Below are 22071 nucleotides of genomic sequence, written 5' to 3'. Positions count from 1 at the left end.
TCCTGCCCGATCCCTGCGCCGATGGCGAGAGCTCAGGACGCCGGATTGTACTTCGTCAGGAAGGCCTCCAGCTTGTCGAGCCAGAGCTGCTGGTTGGTATCGCTCGAAAACCCGTGCCCCTCACCCTTCAGCGTGATGAATTCGTAACTCTTTCCGGCCTTGGCCAGCGCATCGGCATAGAGCTTCGATTGCTTGTAGGGCACGCGCTGGTCTGCATCGCCGTGGACGATCAGCAGCGGCACCTTGAGCTTGTCGACCGCATAGAGCGGCGAGACGGTTGTCAGGTCGAAGGTTTCCTCACCCTGCACCTTTTTGCGCCAATCTTTGCGGTAGCGCTTCGAAATCTTGAAGGCGATCTGGTACTTGAGCTGGCGCTTGAGATCGGAAATGCCGGCAAAGCTCGCCGCGCAGCGATACCGTTCGGGATTGCGCACGGCCCCCCACAGTGCCGCATAGCCGCCATAGGAACTGCCGACGATGCAGACCCGCTTGGGATCGATCGTGCCCTGCTTCGCCAGCCAGTCCATCCCGTCGTCGAGATCGTCCTGCATGGCGCGGCCCCACTGCCCCTCGCCCTTTTCGTAGAACGCCTTGCCATAGCCGCCCGACCCGCGGAACTCGGGCTGCAGCACGGCATAGCCCCGATTGGCCAGGAACTGGACATCGACATCGTAGGTCCCGTCGTCGCGCACATCATAAGGGCCGCCGTGCGGCATGATCACCAGCGGCAGGTTCTTCGCCTCGCGTCCCTTTGGCAGCGTGAGATAGGCCGGGATCTCCAGGCCATCGCGGGTCTTGTAGGTGGTGTAGCGCGTCGCCGTCAGTTGTGCGGGCTTCAGCTTCTCGTTGGCCTGGGCGAAGAGCTGCATGACCCCGGCATCCCGGTCGAACACGTAATAGCGCCCCGGATCGTTGGACCCGCCTATATGGACCAGCATGCGCATGCGATCGCGGGTGTAGCTGACGATCGTCGCCGTCCGGTCGCCCACGGCGCCATTGACGGCCTTGTCGATGGCCTCCTGCACCTTGCCGAGCTCCGCATCGAACCAGTGCGCGCGCGGGCGGTCATCGGTATACCAGGCGGCGTAGAGATTGGAGCCGTCGACCTGCGTGTCGAAATCGTCGATGTCGACACCCGGCGCCTCGAACACCAGATCGCCGCGCTTGCGGGTGGAAAAGTTGAAGCGCCACAGCGCATAGCGCCCGGTCGCCTCGTTGAGCATGATGCGGTAGCCATCGTCGCTGCCCTGGTAGATGCGGAAGGCGTCGAAACCGGCGTCGTCATCGTCGTTGTCGGCGCGCACGACCGTGCGGAAACCTTCGCCATCCTTCGCCCGATAGATCATTTTCCAGCGGCTCTCGCCAAACATGAAGCCGGCCCGCACCACGCCCTTGTCGTCGGCATACCAGTCCCATACCCCGTCGCGCGCGGCGACCACCTGCCTGCCCTTGTTGGTGCCAAGGTCGATCAAGGAAACGCTGGGATAGTCGTAGATCGTCCGCTGGTAGGCGAGCAGGATCGATTTGCCCTCGGGATCGACCCAGAGCACGTCGTCCCCCGTCAGCCCTTCGGTCGAGCCACCGATGAAGCGCTGTTTGTCCTCGGCCAGATCGTAGACCAGAAGCCGCGTCTGCCAGGCATCGTCGCCGTCCCACGGCACGGTCTTGCCCACACTGAACAGCAGCCTGCCGTTGCCGGCCCAGCGGAACCAGCCCAGTTCAAGCGTATCGCCAGGATTGAACACCTTCGTCTTGCCGTCCTCGAGCGTGAAGATGCCGAGCATCTGCTTGCCCTTCATCGTCACATAGGCCGCGATCCGCTTCCCATCGGGAGAGAGACGCGGGCCGGTGAGGAAGGGCAGCTGCGAGAGCAGCGCCGTCGAAATCTTTTCCGGCGAACCAGCGAGGCCTGTCGCACCGGGAGATGGCACCGGAGCCGGGGCAGCTGTCACGGCCACAGATGTGGCCGGGGATTGGGAAGCAGGGGGTTCGGCGGCAGCCAGCGTCGCAGCCATGACGGCATGGACAAGACCCGCCAGCACGGCTGCGTGTTTACCAAAACGTGCGTGCATCTGGCCCCCCGACCGCAACGGAATTCAGGCCCTCAGCCTATGGAATGGCCCCGCGAGCGGCAAGCCACCATCGCATCCGATCTAGCGAGACCAGTTGGGCGAAGCATCCTGTCAAATCCGAAAATTTGCAAATCGAAACATTTCCGGCATTACTTTGTAACAGGCCCGGAGTAATGCGCGAGTCAGCACCAATCACAAGCAACGGCCTGCAAGGTGTTGCTGCAACAAAAGATATAACAGGAAATACTTATGAGCGGTCCGTTCGATAATATTGTCAAGTTCGTCAAGGATAGCACCGGCGTGCACCGCTTTGAATACGACGACGGCACCTGGAAGCCGGATGATCATCGCAACCAGACCATCACCATGGGTACTGTTGCCGACCCGGCCTCGCTCGATGTGACCATCGTGTCGAAGTTCGACAAGTTCACGGTGACCGAGGTGTTCAAGCAGACGCCCGACACGAGCGATGACGCCTCCTTCTATCTGCGTACCAGCCGGGTCATCACGGACGCGCAGGGCAACGTGATCACCCCGCCGCAGCACCAGGGCGAAGGCGAAGCCCACGCTGGAAGCGGCGAACATGGCAGCGATTCCAATGGTACCTTCAAGTTCGTGATCGACGCCAGCGGCGTACATCGCTTCGAGTTCGATGACGGTAACTGGCACGCCGAGGATCTGCATCGCAACCAGACGATCAGCGCCGATCCCGCCGGCGTGGTAACCCTGACGACGAAGTTCGCGACTTTCACTGAAATCGAGGTCTTCACGCAGACCCCGAGCACGACCGACGATCCGACGTTCTACGTGCGCACCAGCAACCTGTTCACCGCGCCCGACGGTACCGCGCTGCCCGGCGATCCGCGCAACAGCGGGGTAGACCAGCACTTCGGCGGCACGGTTGGCAGCGATCACGTCAACGCCGGGATCGGCAACGACCATCTGAATGGCGGCGACGGCAACGATGCGCTCGACGGCGGTGAAGGCGACGACGATCTGTTCGGCGGTACGGGCAACGACACCATCAACGGCGGCGTCGGGCTCGACGTGATCGCGGGCGACGCCGGCAACGACAAGCTGCTCGGCGGCGCGGATGACGATTCGCTCAGCGGCGGTGACGGCAAGGACAGCCTCGACGGGGGCACCGGCGCCGACATCCTGAACGGCGGTGCTGGCACCGACACGCTCAAGGGCGGGCTCGGCAACGACGATCTCAATGGCGACGACGGCAACGACACCCTCGCGGGCGGCGACGGAAATGACACGCTGCAGGGCGGCCTCGGCGACGACAAGCTCGACGGCGGCGCTGGCAACGACGCGCTTGCAGGCGGCGTCGGCGTCGATTCGCTCCACGGCGGCGCGGGCGACGACAGCCTGACCGGCGCCGACGGCAACGACACGCTGGCTGGCGACGATGGTAACGATACGCTGCAAGGCGGCCTCGGCAACGACAAGCTCGACGGCGGCACCGGCAGCGATCACCTCACTGGCGGCGCGGGAGCCGATACGCTCAAGGGCGGCGCAGGCGATGACAATCTGAGCGGCGACGATGGCAATGACGTCCTCACCGGCGGCGACGGCAACGACACGCTGCAGGGCGGCCTCGGCTTTGACAAGCTCTCGGGCGGTGCCGGCGCCGATGTCTTCGTGTTCACGGCGGTTGCCGACAGCAGCGGCAAGCCCGACGTGATCACCGATTTCGTCAGCGGCGTGGACAAGATCGACCTTTCGGCGATCGATGGCGTCGCGGGCACGCCGGGCAGCGCCTTCGCCTTCGCGAATGCCGCGCCGGGCGATGGTCAGGCCGCTGGCGTGGTCTGGTTCGATGCCGCGACCCACATGCTCTATGCCAGCACCAACGCCGATGCGAAGCCCGAGCTGGCGATCCTGCTGACCGGCGTGAATGCGCTGACGGCAGCCGATCTGGTGCTCTGACCAGACTCCGCGGTCAGAGCGCGGCCGAGGCGATCCGCGTTTCGAGCGCGGGCAGATCCGGCGCGGTGCGCGCGGCAAGCCCGCGCACCTGCGCCAGGTCTCCAGCCAGTTCGCGCATCAGCAAAGCGCGGCGTTCGAGCCGGGCGGTGTTGTCGAACGCCGCGCCGGGGCGCTTCGAATAAGTCTGGAACAATGGCCCCGACACGGCCTCGGCCACGCGAGCCGGATCGACCGCCCGGCCGAGACGCGGCGCCAGCGCCGCAAGCGTTGGCCCGGGCGCTGCATAAAAGCGCTCGGCATCGAGCGTGACGCCCTGCGGCATGACATCCAGAGCAGCGGCGAAGGCGCGCATCTGCCAGAGCCACAGCGCGGCGAGGCTGGCCGCATCGTCTGAACCGGGGAGCGCCCCCGCAAAGCGCGCGGCCAGCTCGCGCACCCAGCCGCGATGCTGCGGGCTGCGCAGCACGGCCAGAGCGTAATCCTCAAGGCCAAGGTAGAGGAACACGGCAGGCGCCGCAGGGTCTGCCGCGGCCAACGCAGGCAGCAGCGCATTGACCGGGACATTGGCCTTGATCAGCGTCGGCGCCTCCCCGCCATAGCGCCGCGACAGCATGGCAAGCGCCAGGCGCAGCCGGACTGGATCGGGCGCAAATGCCAGCTGGCGCAGCGCCATCGGTTCGCGCAGGACGAGACCGCTGGACACATGCTCCAGCGCGCGGGCCAGCAGGGTGGAGCCGCAGTGGGCGACATGAAAGATCCATGCAGTGGTCTGCGGCGGTGGCGCAGCTTCGGCCAGCGCTGAGGCGGGAAACAGCGCCGCACCATCCCCCGCTGGCGAAATGCGAGCATCGAGGAAGATGGACCGCGCATAGGCCGCCCGGTCCATCGGCACGATCACCGCGTCCGCACCCTCGAACGAATGAAGGTAGTGATCGGGCGAGGCGGCAATGGCTGCGAGGGTCAGCTGCATCGTAGCGCCTTAACGCGATTTCACGCCGCCCGCACGTGCTGGCGGGTCGTTCTCCCCTCCCGCTTGCGGCCAGCCTCCTGCTCTTCTCCCCTCCCGCTTGCGGGAGGGGCTGGGGGTGGGTTAGGCCACAAGCACCATGGCTGTGATCAATCCCCCCGCCCCCGGACGGCCCTACGCCGTGGTCACGCCCTCAGGCTGCGAAGGGATTGGGGCTATCGATCCCGCCTTCGTCGAAGAAGCATACAAGACCCACGGCGCGCTGCTGCTGCGCGGCTTCGGGGCAGACCTCGATGCCTTCCGCACCTTCGCCCGCACCGTGTGCGCCACCGCAGTAATCAACGAGACCCCGGGCCGCGCAGTGCTCGATGCCGTGCACGCAATCCAAGGCGTCGACGGCGGGACCCAGCCCTTTGCGCTGCACCCCGAACTTGCGCGCGAGCCGTGGAAACCCGATGCCGCGCTGTTCGGCTGCCTGAGCCCGCCGGGCACGGGCGGCGAGACGACACTGTGTGACGGGATCGCGCTTGCCGACGCGCTGCCGGAACCGGTCCGCAAGGGGCTGGCCGACCGCCGCCTTGTCTACGTGATGGGCGTCTGGCCCGAACTGCTGCGGTTCTGGCTGGGTACGGAAACGCCAGGCGATGCGCTGCTGGCAAGCCCGCCGCGCCCCTGCCCCTATCGCTTCTTTCGCATGCCCGATGGCCGCATCGCGCGGGAGTTTTCACGGCCCGCGCTGCACCGGCCGATGTTTTCGGCAGGCCCCGCGTTCGGCAATTTCCTGCTCTTTGCCCGCTTCAACAATGGCCGCGGCAACTTCCCGCTGCTCGATGACCTCACCCCGGTGCCGGAGGCGTGGCTGCAGGCCATCCACGCGGCCGGAGAGGCGCTCACCGCCGAAGTGCGCTGGCAGGCAGGCGACGTGCTTCTGCTCGACAACACGCGCTTCCTGCATGGGCGGCGCGCCATCACCGACGCCGCGGAACGGACCATCGCTACGTTCTTCGGCTACCTGCGCTTTGCCGTGCCGGATGCGGAAGAGATGCCGGATGCGCCCTGGCGGCAGGGGGACTTCCGGCCCCCGCTGCCGCCGGTCTAGGCGCTCAGGCGGCTTCGGCCTTGCGTTCGGCGCGTTCGAGGTTGATCGCCTCGGCCAGCAGGAAGGCAAGCTCGATGGACTGCGCCGCGTTGAGGCGCGGGTCGCAGTGGGTGTGATAGCGGTCCGCAAGGCTGGCTTCGCTGATCGCGATCGCGCCGCCGGTGCATTCGGTCACGTCCTGCCCGGTCATCTCGATATGGATGCCGCCGGCATGCGTGCCTTCCGCGCGGTGGACGGCGAAGAAGCCCTTCACTTCGCTCAGGATGCGGTCGAACGGACGCGTCTTGTAGCCGTTGTCCGCCTTGATCACGTTGCCGTGCATCGGATCGCACGACCACACCACCGGGTGTCCTTCGCGCGCGACGGCGCGGACGAGCGGCGGGAGGCCGGCTTCAACCTTGTCGTGCCCGAAGCGGCTGATGAGGGTCATGCGGCCCGGCTCGCGCGCGGGGTTCAGCGTGTCGAGCATGCGCAGCAGTGCGTCGGGCGTCAGGCTCGGCCCGCACTTCATGCCGATGGGATTGCCCACGCCGCGCAGGAACTCGACATGTGCCGAACCCTCAAAGCGGGTGCGGTCGCCGATCCACAGCATGTGCGCGCTGGTATCGTACCACTGGCCGGTGAGCGAATCCTGCCGCGTCATCGCCTGCTCGTACTGGAGCAGCAGCGCCTCATGGCTGGTGTAGAACGTGGTGCCCTGCAGCTGCGGCACGGTGCCGGGGTTGACCCCGCAGGCCTCCATGAAATCGAGCGCCTCGCCGATCTTGTCGGCCATCTCGCCGAACTTGGCCGCCCACGGGCTCTTGCCGATATGATCGAGCGTCCACTGGTGAACCTGCCGCAAGTTGGCATAGCCGCCGGTCGAGAACGCGCGCAGCAGGTTGAGCGTGGCGGCGGCCTGCGAATAGGCACGCAGCATGCGCTCCGGATCGGGAATGCGGCTCTCGGCCGAGAACTCGATGCCATTGATGTTGTCACCGAGGTAGCTCGGCAGTTCGACATCGCCGATCTTCTCGACCGGCGAGGAGCGCGGCTTGGCGAACTGGCCGGCCATGCGGCCCACCTTCACCACCGGCTGCTTGCTGGCGAAAGTCAGCACGACCGCCATCTGCAGCAGCACGCGGAAGGTGTCGCGAATGTTGTTGGGATGGAACTCGGCGAAGCTCTCGGCGCAGTCCCCGCCCTGAAGCAGAAAACCCTTGCCGGCCGCGACTTGCGCGAGATCGGCCTTCAGCGCGCGCGCCTCGCCCGCAAACACCAGCGGGGGAAACCGGGTCAGCGTTTCCTCGACCGCGACGAGCTTTGCCGCATCGGGGTAAGTGGGCAGGTGCTTGGCCTCTGCCGCGCGCCAGCTGTTTGCATTCCAGTTCGTTGCCACGGTACTCGCTTTCCTGAAGGACGCGCGCGTTTAGCGGTACCGGTGCACAAATGCAAAGGTTTGGCGGGGACGGCAGGCTCCTAGATAAATTCTCTCGCCCAGCGCGGGACTTTCGTGACGACCAGCCACCAGCCCGCAAGCAGGACGGGAAAACCGACGAGGACTTGCAACAGATCCCCGAGATAAGGGTCCCAACCGTTGTAGCCGGCAATACCGAACATGAGCGACATGAGCAGAGTGAGGGCGAAGCCGACGCCGAGTGCCCGCAGCCCTGATGTGGGCTGCAGCGGCAGAATGCGCGTCAATGCATAGAGCCAGACAAGGCCGGTGATCAGGCTTAGCGTTGCGCTCCCCTCGAGGATTGATCGGACGGAACCGAACAGGCCCGAAGCGACGATGAGGAACGCTGGCAGCGCCAGCGCTATCATGGCGACAGCACCCCGGATCGCGGCGGGGAACAGGCGGTCCCGATCAAGGCTGGGCTGATCGGCGCGGGTGAGCGCCTGCCACCACACAGAAAGGCTTGCCCCGATCAGCAGCGAAGCCGGGGGCATGACATTGGCAGTCATGACGATTCCGCCCAGTAAACGTTTCCGTACTGCGCCGTGGGCCCGGTAAAAGCGGCCCACAGCACGGCCAGCAAATACCAGCACAGGCCTCCGCCCGCCAAAGCCGCAAACAGCGGCCAGAGCGGCCGTTCCTCGCCCTCGGCAGGCGTTTCGCGGACGATTGCCGCGAGCAGCGGCAACGCCAGAAGAAATGCGGCCAAAGCAGACAGGATGCGGGCGATCAGATTGATTGCGACCTGCGCAGGGACCGCGCGGCTGTCGTCGAGCGGCTTCAGCGCATAGTCCAGCGTGGTCAGCAACACCAACAAAGTAAACCAGCAGGCCACCAGCAAAAGGGCTTGGCGCGGCCCCGGCATGGCCACCTTTCGCAGCAGCACGCCGACCTTGCGATCATAGGCCATTGCCGCCGCCGTGCCGAGCTGCAGGGACGCGAACAGGAATGACATGCCGGAGTTGCTCAGCACGCCAAGCGCCAGAAACAGGCAGCCGAAACCGAACAGAAGGGCAAGGAGACCCCAATCAGGGGCGGTATGCGCCGGCGCGCGGCGTGATGGTTTGTTGCGATCTGCCCTGCCAAATGTCCGGACCGCCACTTCACGAGGCAATGGCTGTTTGGCTGGAGCTTCCGATGTCGGGGTGACAGGCTTCTCATCGGCATCGCCAGCCGGGGTAGCCAGGCGATCCCGCGCTTGGCGATAGGCCGAAGCGGCGACGGCGGCCGCAACCATAAATGCCGGCAAATACGTCGCGGGATGCGGCTGGTAAGTCAGCGCGCCCATACCGTGGCTGTCCCACGCATTCAGCACCGCCAGCATCGCAAGCAGGGCGATCAAGAAGACAAACAGGGCGCGCTTTCTGAGCGCCACCTCATCTTCGGCGTCGATCGGCACGCGCGCGGGCCTTGCGCGGCGCCACATCGGCCCGGCGGCCACTTCCTCCGGCGAAAGTCGCCGCCAGGTCATGACGGCGGGCATGACGGAAATGCTGACGCCCATGAGCGCGGCAAGCAGGCTGACCGCGAAGAGGTTTTCCGCTGTCAGGCCTTGGCCCAGCAGCATGACATGGACAATCATGGTGGCCGGAACGAGCGTCATCAAAAAAGCTGCAATGGCCCCGACCAACCTGTTAGTCATGCTCCGCTCCGCAACCTTGGACCGCGTTTGCGAATAGCCGAACGGGGTTAAAATTCTCTGCTTCGCGCCGTTTGCGCCGCGCAGTGCCTGACCAGAGCGGCCCTAATCCCAATGCTCCCCATCAGCCCCGGAAACGCGCACCCAGGGATGCCGGCGCGTCTCGAACACGGAAAAGCGCGGCGGAGGGAAGGTCGGATCGGCAAATGCGCCCACGGGTACGGCGATGAGTTCGGGCATCGAAGCCGAAACAAACGCCAAGGTGGCCCCGCATGTCGGGCAGAAGCGGAATGTCGCGGGCTTGCCGCTTTCCCCCACCCGCACCCATTCCTGGTAGGCGCCGCCGAGCTCGACCTGATCCTGCGGCCAGCGCGCCTGCACCGCAAAGGCGCTGCCGCTGCGCTTCTGGCATTCGAGGCAGTGGCAGACCGAGATGCGCACCGGTTCGCCCGAGCAGGTCGCGGTCAGCTGCCCGCAGCGGCACTGGGCCGTGCGCCGGGTCACTTGCCCGGCACGACCTGCATCCGCCAGGCCTTGTCCGCCACGAGATAACGCCGCGCGAGCAGTTGCAGCCGCTCCGGCGCGATCTGGCTGTAGTCCGCAAGGATCGAGCGGATCTGGCTGAACTTCTCCGGCGCGAAGGCCCCGCCTTCAAGCTGGAACATGTAGAAGCCGTTGCCGGTGCTGGCGCGGGTGATCAGCTGCTTCATCGGTTCGGTGACGCGCGCGATCTCGTCGGCAGTCGGCGGCGTGGTGGCCAGATCAGTGGCGATCTTGTCGGTCGCGGCGAAGAAGGCGGTGAGGTCGCCCGGGCGCAGCTGGGTCGTCGCCGCGAAGTAGCCGCCGGAGGGCAGATCGAGCGGCCAGGTGGAGGAGACCTGCGGCGCATAGCTGGCCCCGATCTTCTCACGCATCGCATCGAACAGGCGGTTGTTAAAGACCTGCGCGAGCAGTTCGAGCTGGCGCGCCTCATGAAGCCCGGCATTGCCGCCGCCGGTCGGCCAGGCGACGAGCCCCGCCGCCGTGTTGGCATCGCCGTGGTGGGTCAGCGTCAGCGGATCGCCGACGGGTGCGGGCACCCGCGGGGCAAAGCCCGTGGCAGGGAGCGGATCGCGCGCCGGCAGCGCACCGAACGTGCGCTCGAGCGCGGCAACCGTCTCCTCGCGCTTGAAATCGCCGAAGATGTCGACTTCCACCGGCCCCTGCTTGAGCAGCGCCGACCACACACGGCGGAAGCCGTCCGGGCTGGCCTTGGCGAGTTCGGCCGGATTGGGCAGCGCATAGCGGGGATCGCCATCCTTCAGCAGCCAGCGCACATCGCGCTGCAGCACCGAGGCGGCCGAGGCATTGGTCGCCTCGTAGGCGAGCCGCGCCGCAGCCTGCGCGCGCACCACCGGATTGGCATCCCAGCGCGGCACCGCGAGCTTGGCCGCGAAGAGATAGAGCTGGTCGGCAAGGTCGGCCGAACGCGTATCGGCCGACATCTTGAAGCTCGTGTCCTGGATATCGAAATCGAGGCTGAGCTTGCGGCCCGTCGCCAGCCGGTCGAGATCCTCGCGGCCGACATTGCCGAAGCCGGTATCCATCAGCGCCGTCTCGCCGAGCGAGGCATAGACCGCATCGCGCGGATCGATCACCGCATAGCCGCCGCCGAAATGGACCCGCACGATCACGCGCCCGGGTTCGGCATCATTCGACCACAGCAGCGCGCGGACGCCGTTCGCCAGTTCGATCCGCTCGATCCCGAGCAGGCCCGCGCTTTCGGCGCTGACGATCTTCCCAGGCTCGCCGATCGGCGGGAGGTCCTTGAAGCTCAGCGAGCTGGCGGCAAGGCGGCTGCCCGACGAAGGTGCAACCGGCGCGAGCAGCACCGAGCGCAGGTCCGCCTCGGTGCCGTCTGCAGCGCTCGGCGTGATCAGCACGGAGCGGACCACGGTGCCTTTGAACAGCGCACGGGTGTGCTCCAGCACCGAAGCCGGGGTGAACAGCGGAATCGACGAGCGGAAGATGCCGTAGACCGTATCGGGATTGGCCACCGTTTCGCGGATATCCACCGCATCGGTGATGTCTTCGGCGAGCTTCGAGCCGGCAAGGGTTTCCTGCGTTTCCACCGGCACCTTGAAGGCCACGTCGAACTCCGCAACCTCGCGGGCAATTTCCTCTTCGCTAGGCGGCGTGGCCAGCGCGTCGGCGATCACGGCGCGCACGTCTTTCGCCGCCGCTTTCCAATCGTCGGTGAGCGGCGTGACCGTCACCAGCGTCGCATCGGCGGAGCGACTGATGCGCTGCGATTCCACAGAAGCCGAAAGATAACTGCCGCCCGACCGCGCGCGGCCTTCAAGCCGGCGATTGATGATCGCGATGCCGAGCCGGTCGATCATCAGGCCCTGGTTGTAGACGATCGTATCGTGCACCTGATGCCACGGCCGCAGCACCGCATAATTGAACACGCGCGGCAGATCGGGTTCGACCATGACCTTGGCTTCGCCCACCGGATTTGCAGGATCGCCACCGACCGGCGCCTTGGGCGCGCCGAAATCGGGATGCGGCGGGCGCTTGCCCCCTGGGAGCTTCGCGCCCTTCCACGCACCAAACCACTGCTTGATCCGCGCGATCAGCGCCTGCGGATCGGCATCTCCGGCCACCACGATTACGGCGTTGTCCGGCCGGTACCACGCATCGTGGAACGCCTTGACCTTGGCCGGAGTGGCGGCGTTCAGCGTCTCCTCTGTCCCGATCGGCGAACGGCTGCCGAGGGGTTGTCCGGCGAAAAACACCGCACGCGTGCCATCGACGATGCGCGTTTGCGGGCCCGAGCGCTCGCGCATTTCGGCGAGCACGATTGGCACTTCGGTCTTCACGCCGATATCGGTGAAGATCGGTGCCGTGATCATGCCCGAGAGAAGGCGGAACGTTTCGTCGAGCTTGGCCGGCGAAACGTCAGGAATATCGAGCTTGTAGACCGTCTGGGTGGGGCTCGTCTCGGCATTGGTGTCACTGCCGAAGGTGGCGCCAAGGCGCTGCCAAGCCGGGATCGCCTCTCCCGCCTTGAGATACTTCGAATCGCGGAACGTCAGGTGCTCGATCAGGTGCGCATAGCCGCGCTGCGGATCAGTCTCATAAAGCGAGCCCGCATCGATCAGCATGCGCACCGATACCTGCCCCGGCGGAACGCCATTGCGACGCACCGCATAGCGCAGGCCATTGGGCAGGACGCCGAAGACCCATGCCTTGTCCTGCGGAACGTCGCTGCCGCGATAGAGCCAGGGGCCGGCGGCGCTGGCCGCGCGGACTGCAGGCGTCTTGGTTGGCACCTTGGCCGGCGCCTTGGCCAGGGCCGGCGCCCCGGCTCCGAGCAGACCGGCAAGCATCGCGGCAAGAACGGGTGTGACGGTGCGCGGCTTGCGCGGGACGAACCGGGACAGAAAAGTCATGCCGACTGTATAGGGCGGCAAGAAATGAAGGACCAGTGAATTGGTCCAACGTTCCTTGCCGCGCCGGTGCTTACTTCTTCGGCTTGCCTGCTGCCGGCTTGTCTGCCGCGGGCTTGGCTGCGGCGGCATCGCCCTGCGGTGCGGCAGCCTGCGGGGCTGCAGCCTGCTTTTCGGCTTCGGCGCGCATCGCCGCCACTTGTGCCTGCGTCTTGAAATCGAGCAGTTCGACCTGGAACACGATATCGGAATTCGGCGGGATCGGGCCGGCCCCCTTCTCGCCATAGCCGAGCGCGGCGGGGATGCAGATGCGCCAGATGCTGCCCTGATTCATCTTGAGCAGCCCTTCGGCAAAGCCCTTGATCACGGCGCCGGTCGAAAAGGCCTGCTGGACGTTCTGATCGAACACGGTGCCGTCGGCGGCAAGGTAGCCGATGTAGTTGACGAGGATGAAGTCACCCGCCGAAGGCTTCGGCCCGGCCGCTTCGCGCAGAACGAGCGTGCCGATGCCCGAGGCTTCCTTGACGCTGCACTGTCGCTTGTCGGCCGGAACCACCGGGTTCAGCGGCACCGGCAGGATATCGGCCGCGCGCGCCGCAGCGGGGGCGGGCGCCGGGGCTGCAGCCTGGGCCTGGACCTGCACCGGCAGGGCCACCAGGGCGGCGAGGGAAGCGGAAAGGGCGATTCGGCGAAGGCCGCTGTGCTGTATGCTCATGGCCGGGGCCTTTAGACGAGCCATGTTACAGCTTCCAGCAGGGAAACACGCCGCAGCCGCACCGCCGCTTCAATTCGCGCCTGCGCCGGTTTCATGGCCCCCAAGGCCCTTGACCCCCATCGGCGGCGGCCTACATGCAGGGACATGTTCATCGAGACCGAAACCACCCCGAACCCCGCCACGCTGAAGTTCCTTCCGGGCGAGATCGTCATGGCCTCCGGAACGCGCGAGTTCACCTCGCCCGAGGCAGCGGCGGCGTCTCCGCTGGCAGAAGCGCTCTTCGCGCTGGGCGATGTCACGGGCGTGCTCTACGGGCGCGATTTCATCGCTGTGACGATTGCGCCGGGCGCTGAATGGGCACCGCTGAAGCCGCAAGTGCTGGCGCTGCTGCTCGATCACTTCGTGGCGCAGGCGCCGCTGTTCACGTCGGCTGGCGCGGATTTCTCGGTGCCCGGCGAAGCGGACGACGACACAAACTATGGTGACGACCCGGCAGATGCCGACATTGTCGAACAGATCAAGGACCTCATCGAGACGCGTGTGCGTCCGGCCGTCGCCAACGATGGCGGAGACATCATCTACCGCGGCTTTCGCGAAGGAGTTGTCTATCTGAAGATGCAGGGCGCCTGCTCGGGCTGCCCGTCTTCCACCGCCACGCTAAAGCACGGCATCGAATCGCTGCTGAAGCATTACGTGCCCGAAGTCAGCGAAGTCCGCGCTGCCTGATCCGTTTGCCGAAGGTTCACGCCAGATGTCCCAGCCTCTCGATGATGCCGCGCTCGATCAGGTCTTCCGCACCGCCCGCACCTACAACGGCTTTCTCGACAAGCCGGTTAGCGAGGCCCAACTCCACGCGATCTGGGACCTGATGAAGATGGGGCCGACCTCGGCGAACCAGATGCCCGCGCGGCTGGTCTGGTGCGTGAGCGAGGAGGCGAAGGAGAAGCTGGCGGCTTGCGCCGGTGGCACAAACCCCGACAAGATCCGCAAGGCACCGGTCAGCGTGGTCATCGGCATGGACCTTGATTTTCACGAGCAGCTGCCATGGCTGTTTCCCCATGCCGACGCGAAGAGCTGGTTCGAGGGCAACGAAGCGCTGCGCGAGGTTTCGGCCATGCGCAATTCCACGCTGCAGGGCGCCTACTTCATCATCGCCGCGCGCATGGTCGGCCTTGATACCGGTCCGATGTCGGGCTTCAGCAATGCCGCGGTCGACGAGGCGTTCTTTGCCGGGACGCGGGTGCGTTCGAACTTCATTTCGACTCTGGGCTACGGCGATCCGGCTACGATCTTCCCGCGCAGCCCCCGCCCCGATTTCGCCACCTTCAACCGGCTCGACTGAGGCGCACGCACGTGCGCAGGCTGGTGATCGACAGCGCGACCGAAGCCTGTTCGGTGGCCCTGTTCGAAGCGGGGCAGCTTGTCGCTGGTAGCCACGCGATGCTGGGCCGGGGCCATGCCGAACAGCTCGTCCCGATGATCGCGGCGCTGCCCGGCAAGGGGCGCGCGGACCGGATCGCGGTCAACGCGGGCCCGGGCAGTTTTACCGGGATCCGCGTGGGTCTTGCCGCAGCGCGTGCGCTGGCTCTGGCCTGGGAAGTGCAGATCGAAGGCTATTCTTGTCTCGCGCTGGTGGCCGCGATGGCCAGCGCCGCGCATCCCGATATACCGATCGACGTGGTGATGAGTGGCGGGCACGGCGAATGGTTCTTCCAGCCTTTCGCAGCCAATGGCACCGCGAACGACGAGGCGAGTTCCCTGCTGCCGGCTGCAGCAGCAGCGCGCTCGCAGGCCGCCGTGCTCGCCGGAAGCCAGGCAGAGGCGCTGGCGGGGCGGCGCGGCGGCGCAGGGACCGCCCATCCGCTCTGGCCCGACGCGCGCGCCTTCGCGCTGCTCGGGACTGATGCCCTTTGGCCCGATCCCTTGCCCCGCTATGGCCGCGCGCCGGATGCGCGTCTTCCTGCGGCATGACCGGGCTGGCCAGCGGAGGCGCTGCATGAGAGACGCGCGGCGATGAGCCTTGGACCGATGGACCACGACGATGATATCGACCGGATCATGGAGGTCATGGCCGGTGCCTTCGCGCCCGAATACGGCGAGGCATGGAACCGGCGGCAGATCACGGATGCGCTGCTTCTCCCAAGTACCCGCTATTGTCTGATCGGGGCACGAGGTTCGTTCGATGTCACTGACGACGAACCAGTGGCTGGATTTGCCCTCACGCGCGCCATTGTTGACGAAGAAGAACTGCTGCTCTTCGCAGTGCTGCCACAGTATCGCCGGAAGGGCCTCGGTGCGACATTGCTGGCCGAGGTTATTGCTCGTGCAAGAAGCCGCGGTGTCAGCCGGATGTTTCTGGAAATGCGGCGAAACAATCCGGCCGGCAAGTTATACACAGGCTTCGGATTCCAAAATATCGGCGTAAGGCCCGGTTACTACCGCACTGCTGGTGGTCAGCGGCTCGACGCGCTCACGCAGGAACTTCAGATTTCGGATAAGTAGGCATATTTACGACTACTGTCGTCCATTTGTGAAAATTTCGACAGGAAAAGGCCATTGTCACTCCGAAATGGTTGTATCCCTGATGCACAAGCGTATATGCAATGTGGTCTAATCTGGCCGCCAAAAGCCTTGACTGGGCAAAAACAAAGATAACCACCGTAGAAGGTAAGGGTACTATGAGTGAAATCGAAAACGACATGCGGGAAACGCTCATCACGCTGACGTCCGACATTGTCGCTGCGCACGTCAGCAATAACAGCGTCGCGGTCAACGATCTGCCGGTCCTGATCAGCAACGTCTATGCTGCGCTCGCCGGGCTCAATCCCACACAACCCGCTGCCGAACCGGCTCCCGAACCTGCCGTTTCGATCCGCGCTTCGGTGAAGAACGATCACATCGTCTGCCTCGAAGACGGCAAGAAGCTCAAGATGCTGAAGCGCCACCTGATGACGCGCTACAACATGACCCCGGAACAATATCGCACGCGCTGGAATCTGCCGGCGGACTATCCGATGGTCGCTCCGGCCTATGCTGAGAAGCGCCGCGAACTGGCCAAGAAGATCGGCCTCGGCCGCAAGCCTGCGCCCAAGCGCGGCCGCCCTGCCAAGGCTGCCGGCTGAACCGGGACCAAGACAGGCGAGGCCCCGCGCGCTGCGGCGCCAGCGGCCTTGCCATCTTGCTGTTCTCCCCCGCGCCGGCACTGCCAATGGCGCAAAACATCTGCGCGACCGGTTGAAGAATTGGCACAGCAAACTATGCTGCGGGCAAGCTAACCGGGATGGGCGCACTCTTGCATCAGGCAATCGACATTGAGGCGCTTTGCGCGGAACGGGGTCTCAGGATCACCGAGCAACGCCGCGTGATCGCGCAGGTCCTGTCGGAAAGCGACGACCATCCCGACGTGGAAAAGCTGCACGAGCGCGCCTCGGCACGCGATCCGCGCATTTCCATCGCCACGGTCTACCGCACCGTGCGCCTGTTCGAAGAGGCGGGCATCCTCGACCGCCATGATTTCGGCGATGGCCGCGCCCGCTATGAGGCCACGCCGGAAGCCCATCACGACCATCTGATCGATGTCGAGACCGGCAAGGTCATCGAATTCGTCGATCCCGAGCTCGAAGCACTGCAGCGCCAGATCGCAGAACGGCTCGGATACCGCCTCGTCGACCACCGCATGGAGCTTTATGGTGTCAAGTCTGATCGCGAGGCGTAGGGCCCGCCGCAAGGTTGGTCCGGAACGCGGCGCCCCCATCACCTGGATGGGCTGGGGACGGATTTGCCTGCGCGGGGTCTTGCTGGTGCTGGCGATGCTGGTGTGCGTGCCGCTGCACTATCTCTATCGGGTCGTGCACTATGGCTCGCCCTTCCCGAAGCTGTTCCTGTTCATCGCCGCGCGCATCGTCGGTGCGCGTGTACGGGTCCATGGCGTGCCACTGAAGCGCGATGTGTTCTACATCTCGAACCACCTCTCGTGGGTCGATATCCTTGCCCTGGGCGGCGCAAGCGGCACGGCGTTCGTGGCGAAGGCAGAACTTTCCCAGGCACCGGTAGTCGGCTGGCTGGCACGGATCAACCGCACCGTATTCGTCAGCCGCGAAGACCGTATGGGCGTGGCCGACCAGATCAACCGCCTCAAGGAGGCGCTGGCCGACAACTGGTCGATCACCGTGTTCCCCGAAGGCACCTGCACCGACGGCAAGTCTCTGCTGCCGTTCAAAACTTCCATGCTGCGCGTGCTCGAACCGCCGCCCCCGGGCGTGCTGGTCCAGCCGGTGGTGCTCGATTATGGCCGGGTTGCCGAATGGATCGGCTGGATCGGCACCGAAGACGGTGTGTCCAATGGCAAGCGCATCCTGTCGCGCCGGGGTTCGTTCCGCCTCGAGGTCCACTTCCTCGAACCGTTCGACCCGCAGGGGCTCGCCGGCCGCAAAGCGATTGCCGCCGAAGCACGCCGCCGGATCGAACCCGCGCTCGAAGCCGCGCTGGGCGAGCCGTTGCGGCCCTTTGCCTTCGACGTGGCGCCCGTGCGATATGAGGCCGCGAAGAGCGCGGCGTGAGGATCAGGCTCAAGGCAGACATGGCGCGCCGTCCGCGCGATGTTGTTTGCAAGTTGACCAATGCCGTGCGGCGCAAGATCCGCCGCGTAAAGCACAGCCGGGGCGGGGTTCCGGCACGGTTGCGCAAGGGTCCGCCGGAGGCGCTGCTCGGCCTTGGCCGCTTTGTTGCCAACCCGCGTCGGTTCGGCGGCTTCGTCAGCGGTCCCGCACTGGCCGAAGCAATCACCCGGGAAATCGATCCTGCGGCGGGACCGGTGCTGGAACTGGGGCCGGGGACCGGCGTGTTCACCCGGGCCCTGCTGTCGCGCGGCGTAGCCGAGGCTGATCTCATCCTGGTCGAGGCAGACCCTTTGCTGGCCGCGCGGCTGCAGCAGGCGTTCCCGCGGGCCCGCGTGCTGGCCTGCAAGGCCGCGCGTGTCACGGCCGCCGAGCTCGGCGGCCAGCGCCCGGCCGCCGTCGTCAGCGGCCTTCCCCTGCTCAACTTCCCAGGCCACGAAGTCGAGCGCATCGTTGCAGCTACCTTTGCGCTCTGCACCGAGGACGCGGCGATTCACCAGTTCACCTACGGTCCGCGGTGCCCGGTGCGCGAGGACATCATGGCGCAGCTTGATCTAGCGGCCGTGCGTACGGCGCGGGTGTGGCGCAACATGCCGCCGGCCCACGTTTACCGGATAACCCGGCGTGCCGTGCCGGGTACCGCTTCGGCCTGACACCGGCACCGCACCAGTCACTGCCGCAATAACCGCCGCAGCCCTAGGCTCCTCCAGTTTGATCCGATCCGGATAGGTCTGCCTCAGCGCAGGCCTGATCCCTGCTGCGCGCGCTACGCCCGGCCAAACGCCCCGACAGTGCAATTTTGACGCCAATTTCCCGCGTCAGCGCCGCGTCACTGCAAGAACGGCACCTTTGCACGGTGAGCCAACCAGCCTTCTTGCCTATTCACCAAGTACATATTCGGTCCCGTGCCGAGATAATCAATACAAACTAGTACATAAAATTTACTTTTTTCTGCAATATTTTCCGACGGTGATCATAGCCATGAAGACACCACATCTTTATGCAATAGCCAGTACCTCAATACTGACTATATCCGCACTTCCTCAAGCCGCCTTTGGTCAAATTGCCGATAGCTGGTCTATTGCCGGCGATACGACTGTCGAGGCTAGCAATACTGGCGCCTCGATTACATTGGCCCCGGAGAGCGGTGCGGTGATCAGCGGCGCTGTCATTGCCGATGGTTCGCGCAATACGATCAGCGCCAGCGCGGTCGGTGCGTCCGCATCCGTCACGCACAACACGGCGACATACCAGGATCTCGCTATCGATGATTCGGTTGGTGGCAACATCACCGCTACGGCGACCAACCTTGACAGCCCGGTCAGCGTCATCGGAACAGTCGACGGCGCGGTGATCGACCTCGGTCACGACAATTCCATCTCGCTCAACGCCGTCGGCGCATCGGCCCAGTTCGGCGTAACGGACGACGTGCTCGGCGGCGTCACGGTGAGCCACTCCCTTACCGTGAGCGGCGACGTCACGCTCCGCGCGGAAAACAACAGCGCGGTCACGATACAGACCGATGTCGGCGCCAATGGCGGCGGACCGCAGATCAATGGCGGCACGCGCAATGCGTTCAGCGGATCGGCGATCGGCGCATCGGCCGGCGTGTCGGTCTTCGCGATTGTCGATGACGGTACTTATTCGTCGCAGATCTCGATCGCCGAGGGTAGCCAGATCAACGTAACCGCGATCAACAGCGGCGACGTGACCATCGGCTCGACCGACGACCCCACCCAGCCCGCCACCCTGACCGGCGCCACACTCGGCGCGGACAGCGTAGATGGCAGCATCTCCATGATGGCCATCGGCGCCAGTGGCTCGGTCAGCAGCACCGCCGTGGTCTATGCCGGCAGCGCCGAGCCGAGCGTCGCGTTCGGCGACGTCACTTTTGACGTAGAAAACTCGGGCTCGATCAGTTCGAACGTCTCAATCACTGACCTGACTCTTGAGGGCAAGAACAGCATCAGCGTCGGTGCCGTCGGCACCTCGGTCAGCAATTCCGCGCGCTACATCTCGTATACTGGCGACGGCATTTCGGTGTCCGGCACGCTGGGCACGATCACGTATGGTTCCAGCAATTCCGGGGCGGTGTTCGTCGGAGGCGGCATTGGCAATGCGAGCATTGGCAGCGGCCTCGGCCTGGTGATCGCGGCCACGGCTATCGGCGCATCAGCGGCCTTCACGTTGCCCTGATCGCCTGCGCCGATCGCCTGAACACTCGGGCGATAGCCTCGGAGGGGGGCGGAACAGGCACCTCGGCCCACGCCCCCTTCTAACGCGCGGAAGAATCGCGTAAGCGCCGCCGCTATGCCTGCGACCCCGCCCCCCCGCACTTTCCCCAAGACGTTCAACGTCAAGAGCTTCGGCTGCCAGATGAACGTCTATGACGGCGAGCGCATGGCCGAATTGCTCACCGCCGAAGGCATGCGCGCGGCGGACGAGAGCGAAGCGGCCGATCTCGTCGTGCTCAACACCTGCCATATCCGCGAGAAGGCTACCGAGAAGGTCTATTCCGATATCGGCCGGATCGTGAAGGATGGCCGCGAGGCCGGCGCGGTGCCGCTGATCGCGGTGGCGGGCTGCGTCGCGCAGGCGGAGGGCGAGGAAATCATGGCCCGCGCGCCGTCGGTGCGCGTCGTCGTCGGCCCGCAAGCCTATCACCGCCTGCCCGTGATGGTTGCCGAAGCCGCCGCCGGTGGCCGCGCAACCGAAACCGACATGCCCGCCGAGGCCAAGTTCGCCGCGCTGCCCAAGCGCCGCAAAGTGGGCGCGAGCGCCTTCCTCACCGTGCAGGAAGGCTGCGACAAGTTCTGCACCTACTGCGTCGTGCCCTATACCCGCGGCGCAGAACTCTCACGCCCTCATGCCGATCTCGTCAGCGAGGCCCGCGCGCTGGTCGAAGGCGGCGCGCGCGAGATCACGCTGCTCGGGCAGAACGTCAATGCCTGGAGCGGCGAGGACGGGAAAGGCCGCCGCGTCGGGCTTGCCGGGCTTGCGGAGGAACTTGCGAAGATCGAGCAGCTGGCCCGCATTCGCTACACGACCAGCCACCCTGCGGATATGGACGACGCGCTGATCGAGGCCCACGGCCTCAACCCAAAGCTCATGCCGTTCCTCCATCTGCCGGTGCAATCGGGCAGCGACCGCGTGCTCAAGGCGATGAACCGCAGCCATACCGCCGAAGGCTACCTGCGCATTCTGGAGCGCGTCCGCGCCGCACGGCCCGATATCGCGCTCTCGGGCGATTTCATTGTCGGTTTCCCCGGCGAGACCGAGGCCGAGTTCGAGGCAACGCTGCAGATCATCGCCGAGGCCCGCTACGCACAGGCCTTCAGCTTCAAGTTCTCCGCGCGCCCGGGCACGCCCGCCGCCACGATGGACGGCCAGATCGCAGCGGAAGTGATGGACGAGCGCCTTCAGCGCCTGATCGCCGCGCTCCAGCGCGACAGCCTGGCGTTCAACCGGGGGAGTGTCGGCAAGCGCTGCGAGGTGCTGGTCGAGCGCAAGGGCCGCCATCCCGGGCAATGGCTGGGCAAGTCGCCCTGGCTGCAATCGGTCCACTTCACCGGCGATGTCGCGCTGGGGGATCTGGTGGAAGTCGATCTTGTCGAGGCAGGCCCCAATTCATTGGGCGGCCAGCTGGTGGGACGCGCCGCGGGCTGAGCCGCGGGCCGCACCGTCCCACCAGCGGTCACCGCAAGGGGTCTGGCAATCAGACCTTGTGCTGCGGCGCCTTGGCCTTCCTGTCGGCCGCGCGCTTGTCGGCAGCCTGCTTTTCGTGCGTCCGCAATTCGGCACGATGGTCGGCGTGTTCCTTGTCGCTAGTCCGCATGGCCGCGACGCGGTCGGCGTGCTCCTTGTCGCGCCGCTTCATCTCGGCAACCTTGTCCGCATGCAGCTTGTCGCGCTCCTTCATCGCGGCGACGCGGTCGGCATGCTCCTCGCTCTTTTCCTTCGCGGCGTGCTCGGTGTGGCTCGGGGCGGAGGGCGCGCCGGTCTGTGCCTGCACGGCCGAGGCCGAGAGCGCGAGGGCGCCAACGGCGAAACCGGCGAGAATGGTCTTGCGCATGGAAAGTTCTCCTGTCGAAGCCGCCGATCAAGCGGTGGCGGCCATCGTGTGCTAGGCGTTGCCGCATGGACGAAAACCATCCCGCAG

The 22071-nt window shown here is 65.6% G+C and carries 21 protein-coding genes; 12 read left to right on the top strand and 9 right to left on the bottom strand.

All coding sequences use genetic code 11. From position 1 onward, the window contains the following. Window positions 1-32 precede the first annotated feature (32 nt). Window positions 33-2072 carry an alpha/beta hydrolase family protein gene (locus AQZ52_RS07160; RefSeq protein ID WP_082697608.1) on the bottom strand — a complete coding sequence of 680 codons (2040 nt, stop codon included), beginning with the start codon at window positions 2070-2072 and terminating at the stop codon, window positions 33-35. Window positions 2073-2321: 249 nt separating this feature from the next. Here AQZ52_RS07160 and AQZ52_RS07155 point away from each other — a divergent pair, with 249 nt between their 5' ends. Continuing rightward, a complete protein-coding gene (locus tag AQZ52_RS07155; RefSeq protein WP_067907825.1) occupies window positions 2322-4007 on the top strand; it encodes a calcium-binding protein in 1686 nt (561 codons plus the stop codon). Window positions 4008-4020: 13 nt separating this feature from the next. On the opposite strand, the gene AQZ52_RS07150 is transcribed toward AQZ52_RS07155, so the two are convergent. Further along, window positions 4021-4977, bottom strand: coding sequence for a hypothetical protein (locus AQZ52_RS07150; RefSeq protein ID WP_067907823.1), 957 nt, complete (start codon window positions 4975-4977; stop codon window positions 4021-4023). 136 nt (window positions 4978-5113) lie between these two features. Between AQZ52_RS07150 and AQZ52_RS07145 the strand changes: the two genes are divergently transcribed. Then, window positions 5114-6073, top strand: coding sequence for a TauD/TfdA family dioxygenase (locus AQZ52_RS07145; protein ID WP_067907820.1), 960 nt, complete (start codon window positions 5114-5116; stop codon window positions 6071-6073). A 4-nt stretch (window positions 6074-6077) separates the two neighbouring features. Here the strand turns inward: AQZ52_RS07145 and AQZ52_RS07140 are convergent, their stop codons facing one another. From AQZ52_RS07140 to AQZ52_RS07115, 6 genes are all read right to left on the bottom strand, one after another. After that, complete coding sequence (locus AQZ52_RS07140) at window positions 6078-7451, bottom strand: class II 3-deoxy-7-phosphoheptulonate synthase (RefSeq protein WP_067907817.1); 1374 nt, start codon at window positions 7449-7451, stop codon at window positions 6078-6080. 80 nt (window positions 7452-7531) lie between these two features. Continuing rightward, the gene (locus AQZ52_RS07135; RefSeq protein WP_067907814.1) at window positions 7532-8020 is read right to left on the bottom strand and encodes a hypothetical protein; all 489 of its coding nucleotides are present in this window, start codon (window positions 8018-8020) and stop codon (window positions 7532-7534) included. Further along, window positions 8017-9153, bottom strand: coding sequence for a hypothetical protein (locus AQZ52_RS07130; protein WP_156424805.1), 1137 nt, complete (start codon window positions 9151-9153; stop codon window positions 8017-8019). The genes AQZ52_RS07135 and AQZ52_RS07130 overlap by 4 nt, the downstream gene beginning before the upstream one ends. A 102-nt stretch (window positions 9154-9255) precedes the next feature. Continuing rightward, window positions 9256-9654, bottom strand: a complete 399-nt coding sequence (locus AQZ52_RS07125; RefSeq protein ID WP_067907808.1) for a GFA family protein — start codon at window positions 9652-9654, stop codon at window positions 9256-9258. Continuing rightward, on the bottom strand, window positions 9651-12584 hold the full coding sequence (locus AQZ52_RS07120) for a M16 family metallopeptidase (RefSeq protein ID WP_082697716.1): 2934 nt from the start codon (window positions 12582-12584) through the stop codon (window positions 9651-9653). Before AQZ52_RS07120 ends, AQZ52_RS07125 begins: the two co-directional genes overlap by 4 nt. A gap of 70 nt (window positions 12585-12654) precedes the next feature. After that, the gene (locus AQZ52_RS07115; RefSeq protein WP_067907805.1) at window positions 12655-13296 is read right to left on the bottom strand and encodes an FKBP-type peptidyl-prolyl cis-trans isomerase; all 642 of its coding nucleotides are present in this window, start codon (window positions 13294-13296) and stop codon (window positions 12655-12657) included. Between the two features lie 144 nt (window positions 13297-13440). On the opposite strand from AQZ52_RS07115, the gene AQZ52_RS07110 reads away from it, so the two are divergent. The 10 genes from AQZ52_RS07110 (at window position 13441) to miaB (ending at window position 21578) form a co-directional block, all read left to right on the top strand. Next, complete coding sequence (locus AQZ52_RS07110; protein ID WP_067907802.1) at window positions 13441-14022, top strand: NifU family protein; 582 nt, start codon at window positions 13441-13443, stop codon at window positions 14020-14022. 25 nt (window positions 14023-14047) lie between these two features. Next, window positions 14048-14638, top strand: a complete 591-nt coding sequence (locus AQZ52_RS07105) for a malonic semialdehyde reductase (protein ID WP_067907799.1) — start codon at window positions 14048-14050, stop codon at window positions 14636-14638. An 11-nt stretch (window positions 14639-14649) separates the two neighbouring features. Then, a complete protein-coding gene (gene tsaB, locus AQZ52_RS07100) occupies window positions 14650-15267 on the top strand; it encodes a tRNA (adenosine(37)-N6)-threonylcarbamoyltransferase complex dimerization subunit type 1 TsaB (RefSeq protein ID WP_067907796.1) in 618 nt (205 codons plus the stop codon). A 57-nt stretch (window positions 15268-15324) separates the two neighbouring features. Continuing rightward, a complete protein-coding gene (locus tag AQZ52_RS07095) occupies window positions 15325-15798 on the top strand; it encodes a GNAT family N-acetyltransferase (RefSeq protein ID WP_240481476.1) in 474 nt (157 codons plus the stop codon). A 176-nt stretch (window positions 15799-15974) separates the two neighbouring features. After that, a complete protein-coding gene (locus tag AQZ52_RS07090) occupies window positions 15975-16418 on the top strand; it encodes a Ros/MucR family transcriptional regulator (RefSeq protein WP_067907790.1) in 444 nt (147 codons plus the stop codon). 170 nt (window positions 16419-16588) lie between these two features. Next, window positions 16589-17011: a Fur family transcriptional regulator gene (locus AQZ52_RS07085; protein WP_054122249.1), complete on the top strand. Its 423-nt coding sequence runs from the start codon at window positions 16589-16591 to the stop codon at window positions 17009-17011. Next, window positions 16983-17855: a lysophospholipid acyltransferase family protein gene (locus AQZ52_RS07080; protein WP_067907787.1), complete on the top strand. Its 873-nt coding sequence runs from the start codon at window positions 16983-16985 to the stop codon at window positions 17853-17855. Before AQZ52_RS07085 ends, AQZ52_RS07080 begins: the two co-directional genes overlap by 29 nt. Then, a complete protein-coding gene (locus AQZ52_RS07075; protein WP_156424804.1) occupies window positions 17852-18565 on the top strand; it encodes a class I SAM-dependent methyltransferase in 714 nt (237 codons plus the stop codon). The genes AQZ52_RS07080 and AQZ52_RS07075 overlap by 4 nt, the downstream gene beginning before the upstream one ends. 499 nt (window positions 18566-19064) lie before the next feature. Further along, entirely contained in the window at window positions 19065-20108 is a 1044-nt protein-coding gene (locus AQZ52_RS07070) for a hypothetical protein (RefSeq protein ID WP_067907784.1), read from the top strand. Between the two features lie 114 nt (window positions 20109-20222). Next, entirely contained in the window at window positions 20223-21578 is a 1356-nt protein-coding gene (miaB, locus tag AQZ52_RS07065) for a tRNA (N6-isopentenyl adenosine(37)-C2)-methylthiotransferase MiaB (RefSeq protein ID WP_067907781.1), read from the top strand. Between the two features lie 49 nt (window positions 21579-21627). Here miaB and AQZ52_RS07060 read toward each other — a convergent pair whose 3' ends face one another. Further along, complete coding sequence (locus AQZ52_RS07060; protein WP_067907778.1) at window positions 21628-21984, bottom strand: hypothetical protein; 357 nt, start codon at window positions 21982-21984, stop codon at window positions 21628-21630. Window positions 21985-22071 lie beyond the last annotated feature (87 nt).

Origin of the sequence: Novosphingobium fuchskuhlense (genome assembly GCF_001519075.1) — a bacterium.
In the GTDB taxonomy this organism is placed as follows: Bacteria; Pseudomonadota; Alphaproteobacteria; order Sphingomonadales; family Sphingomonadaceae; genus Novosphingobium; species Novosphingobium fuchskuhlense.
The sequence above is the reverse complement of the archived record's forward strand: the minus strand, read 5'-3'. Positions and strand labels throughout refer to the sequence as shown.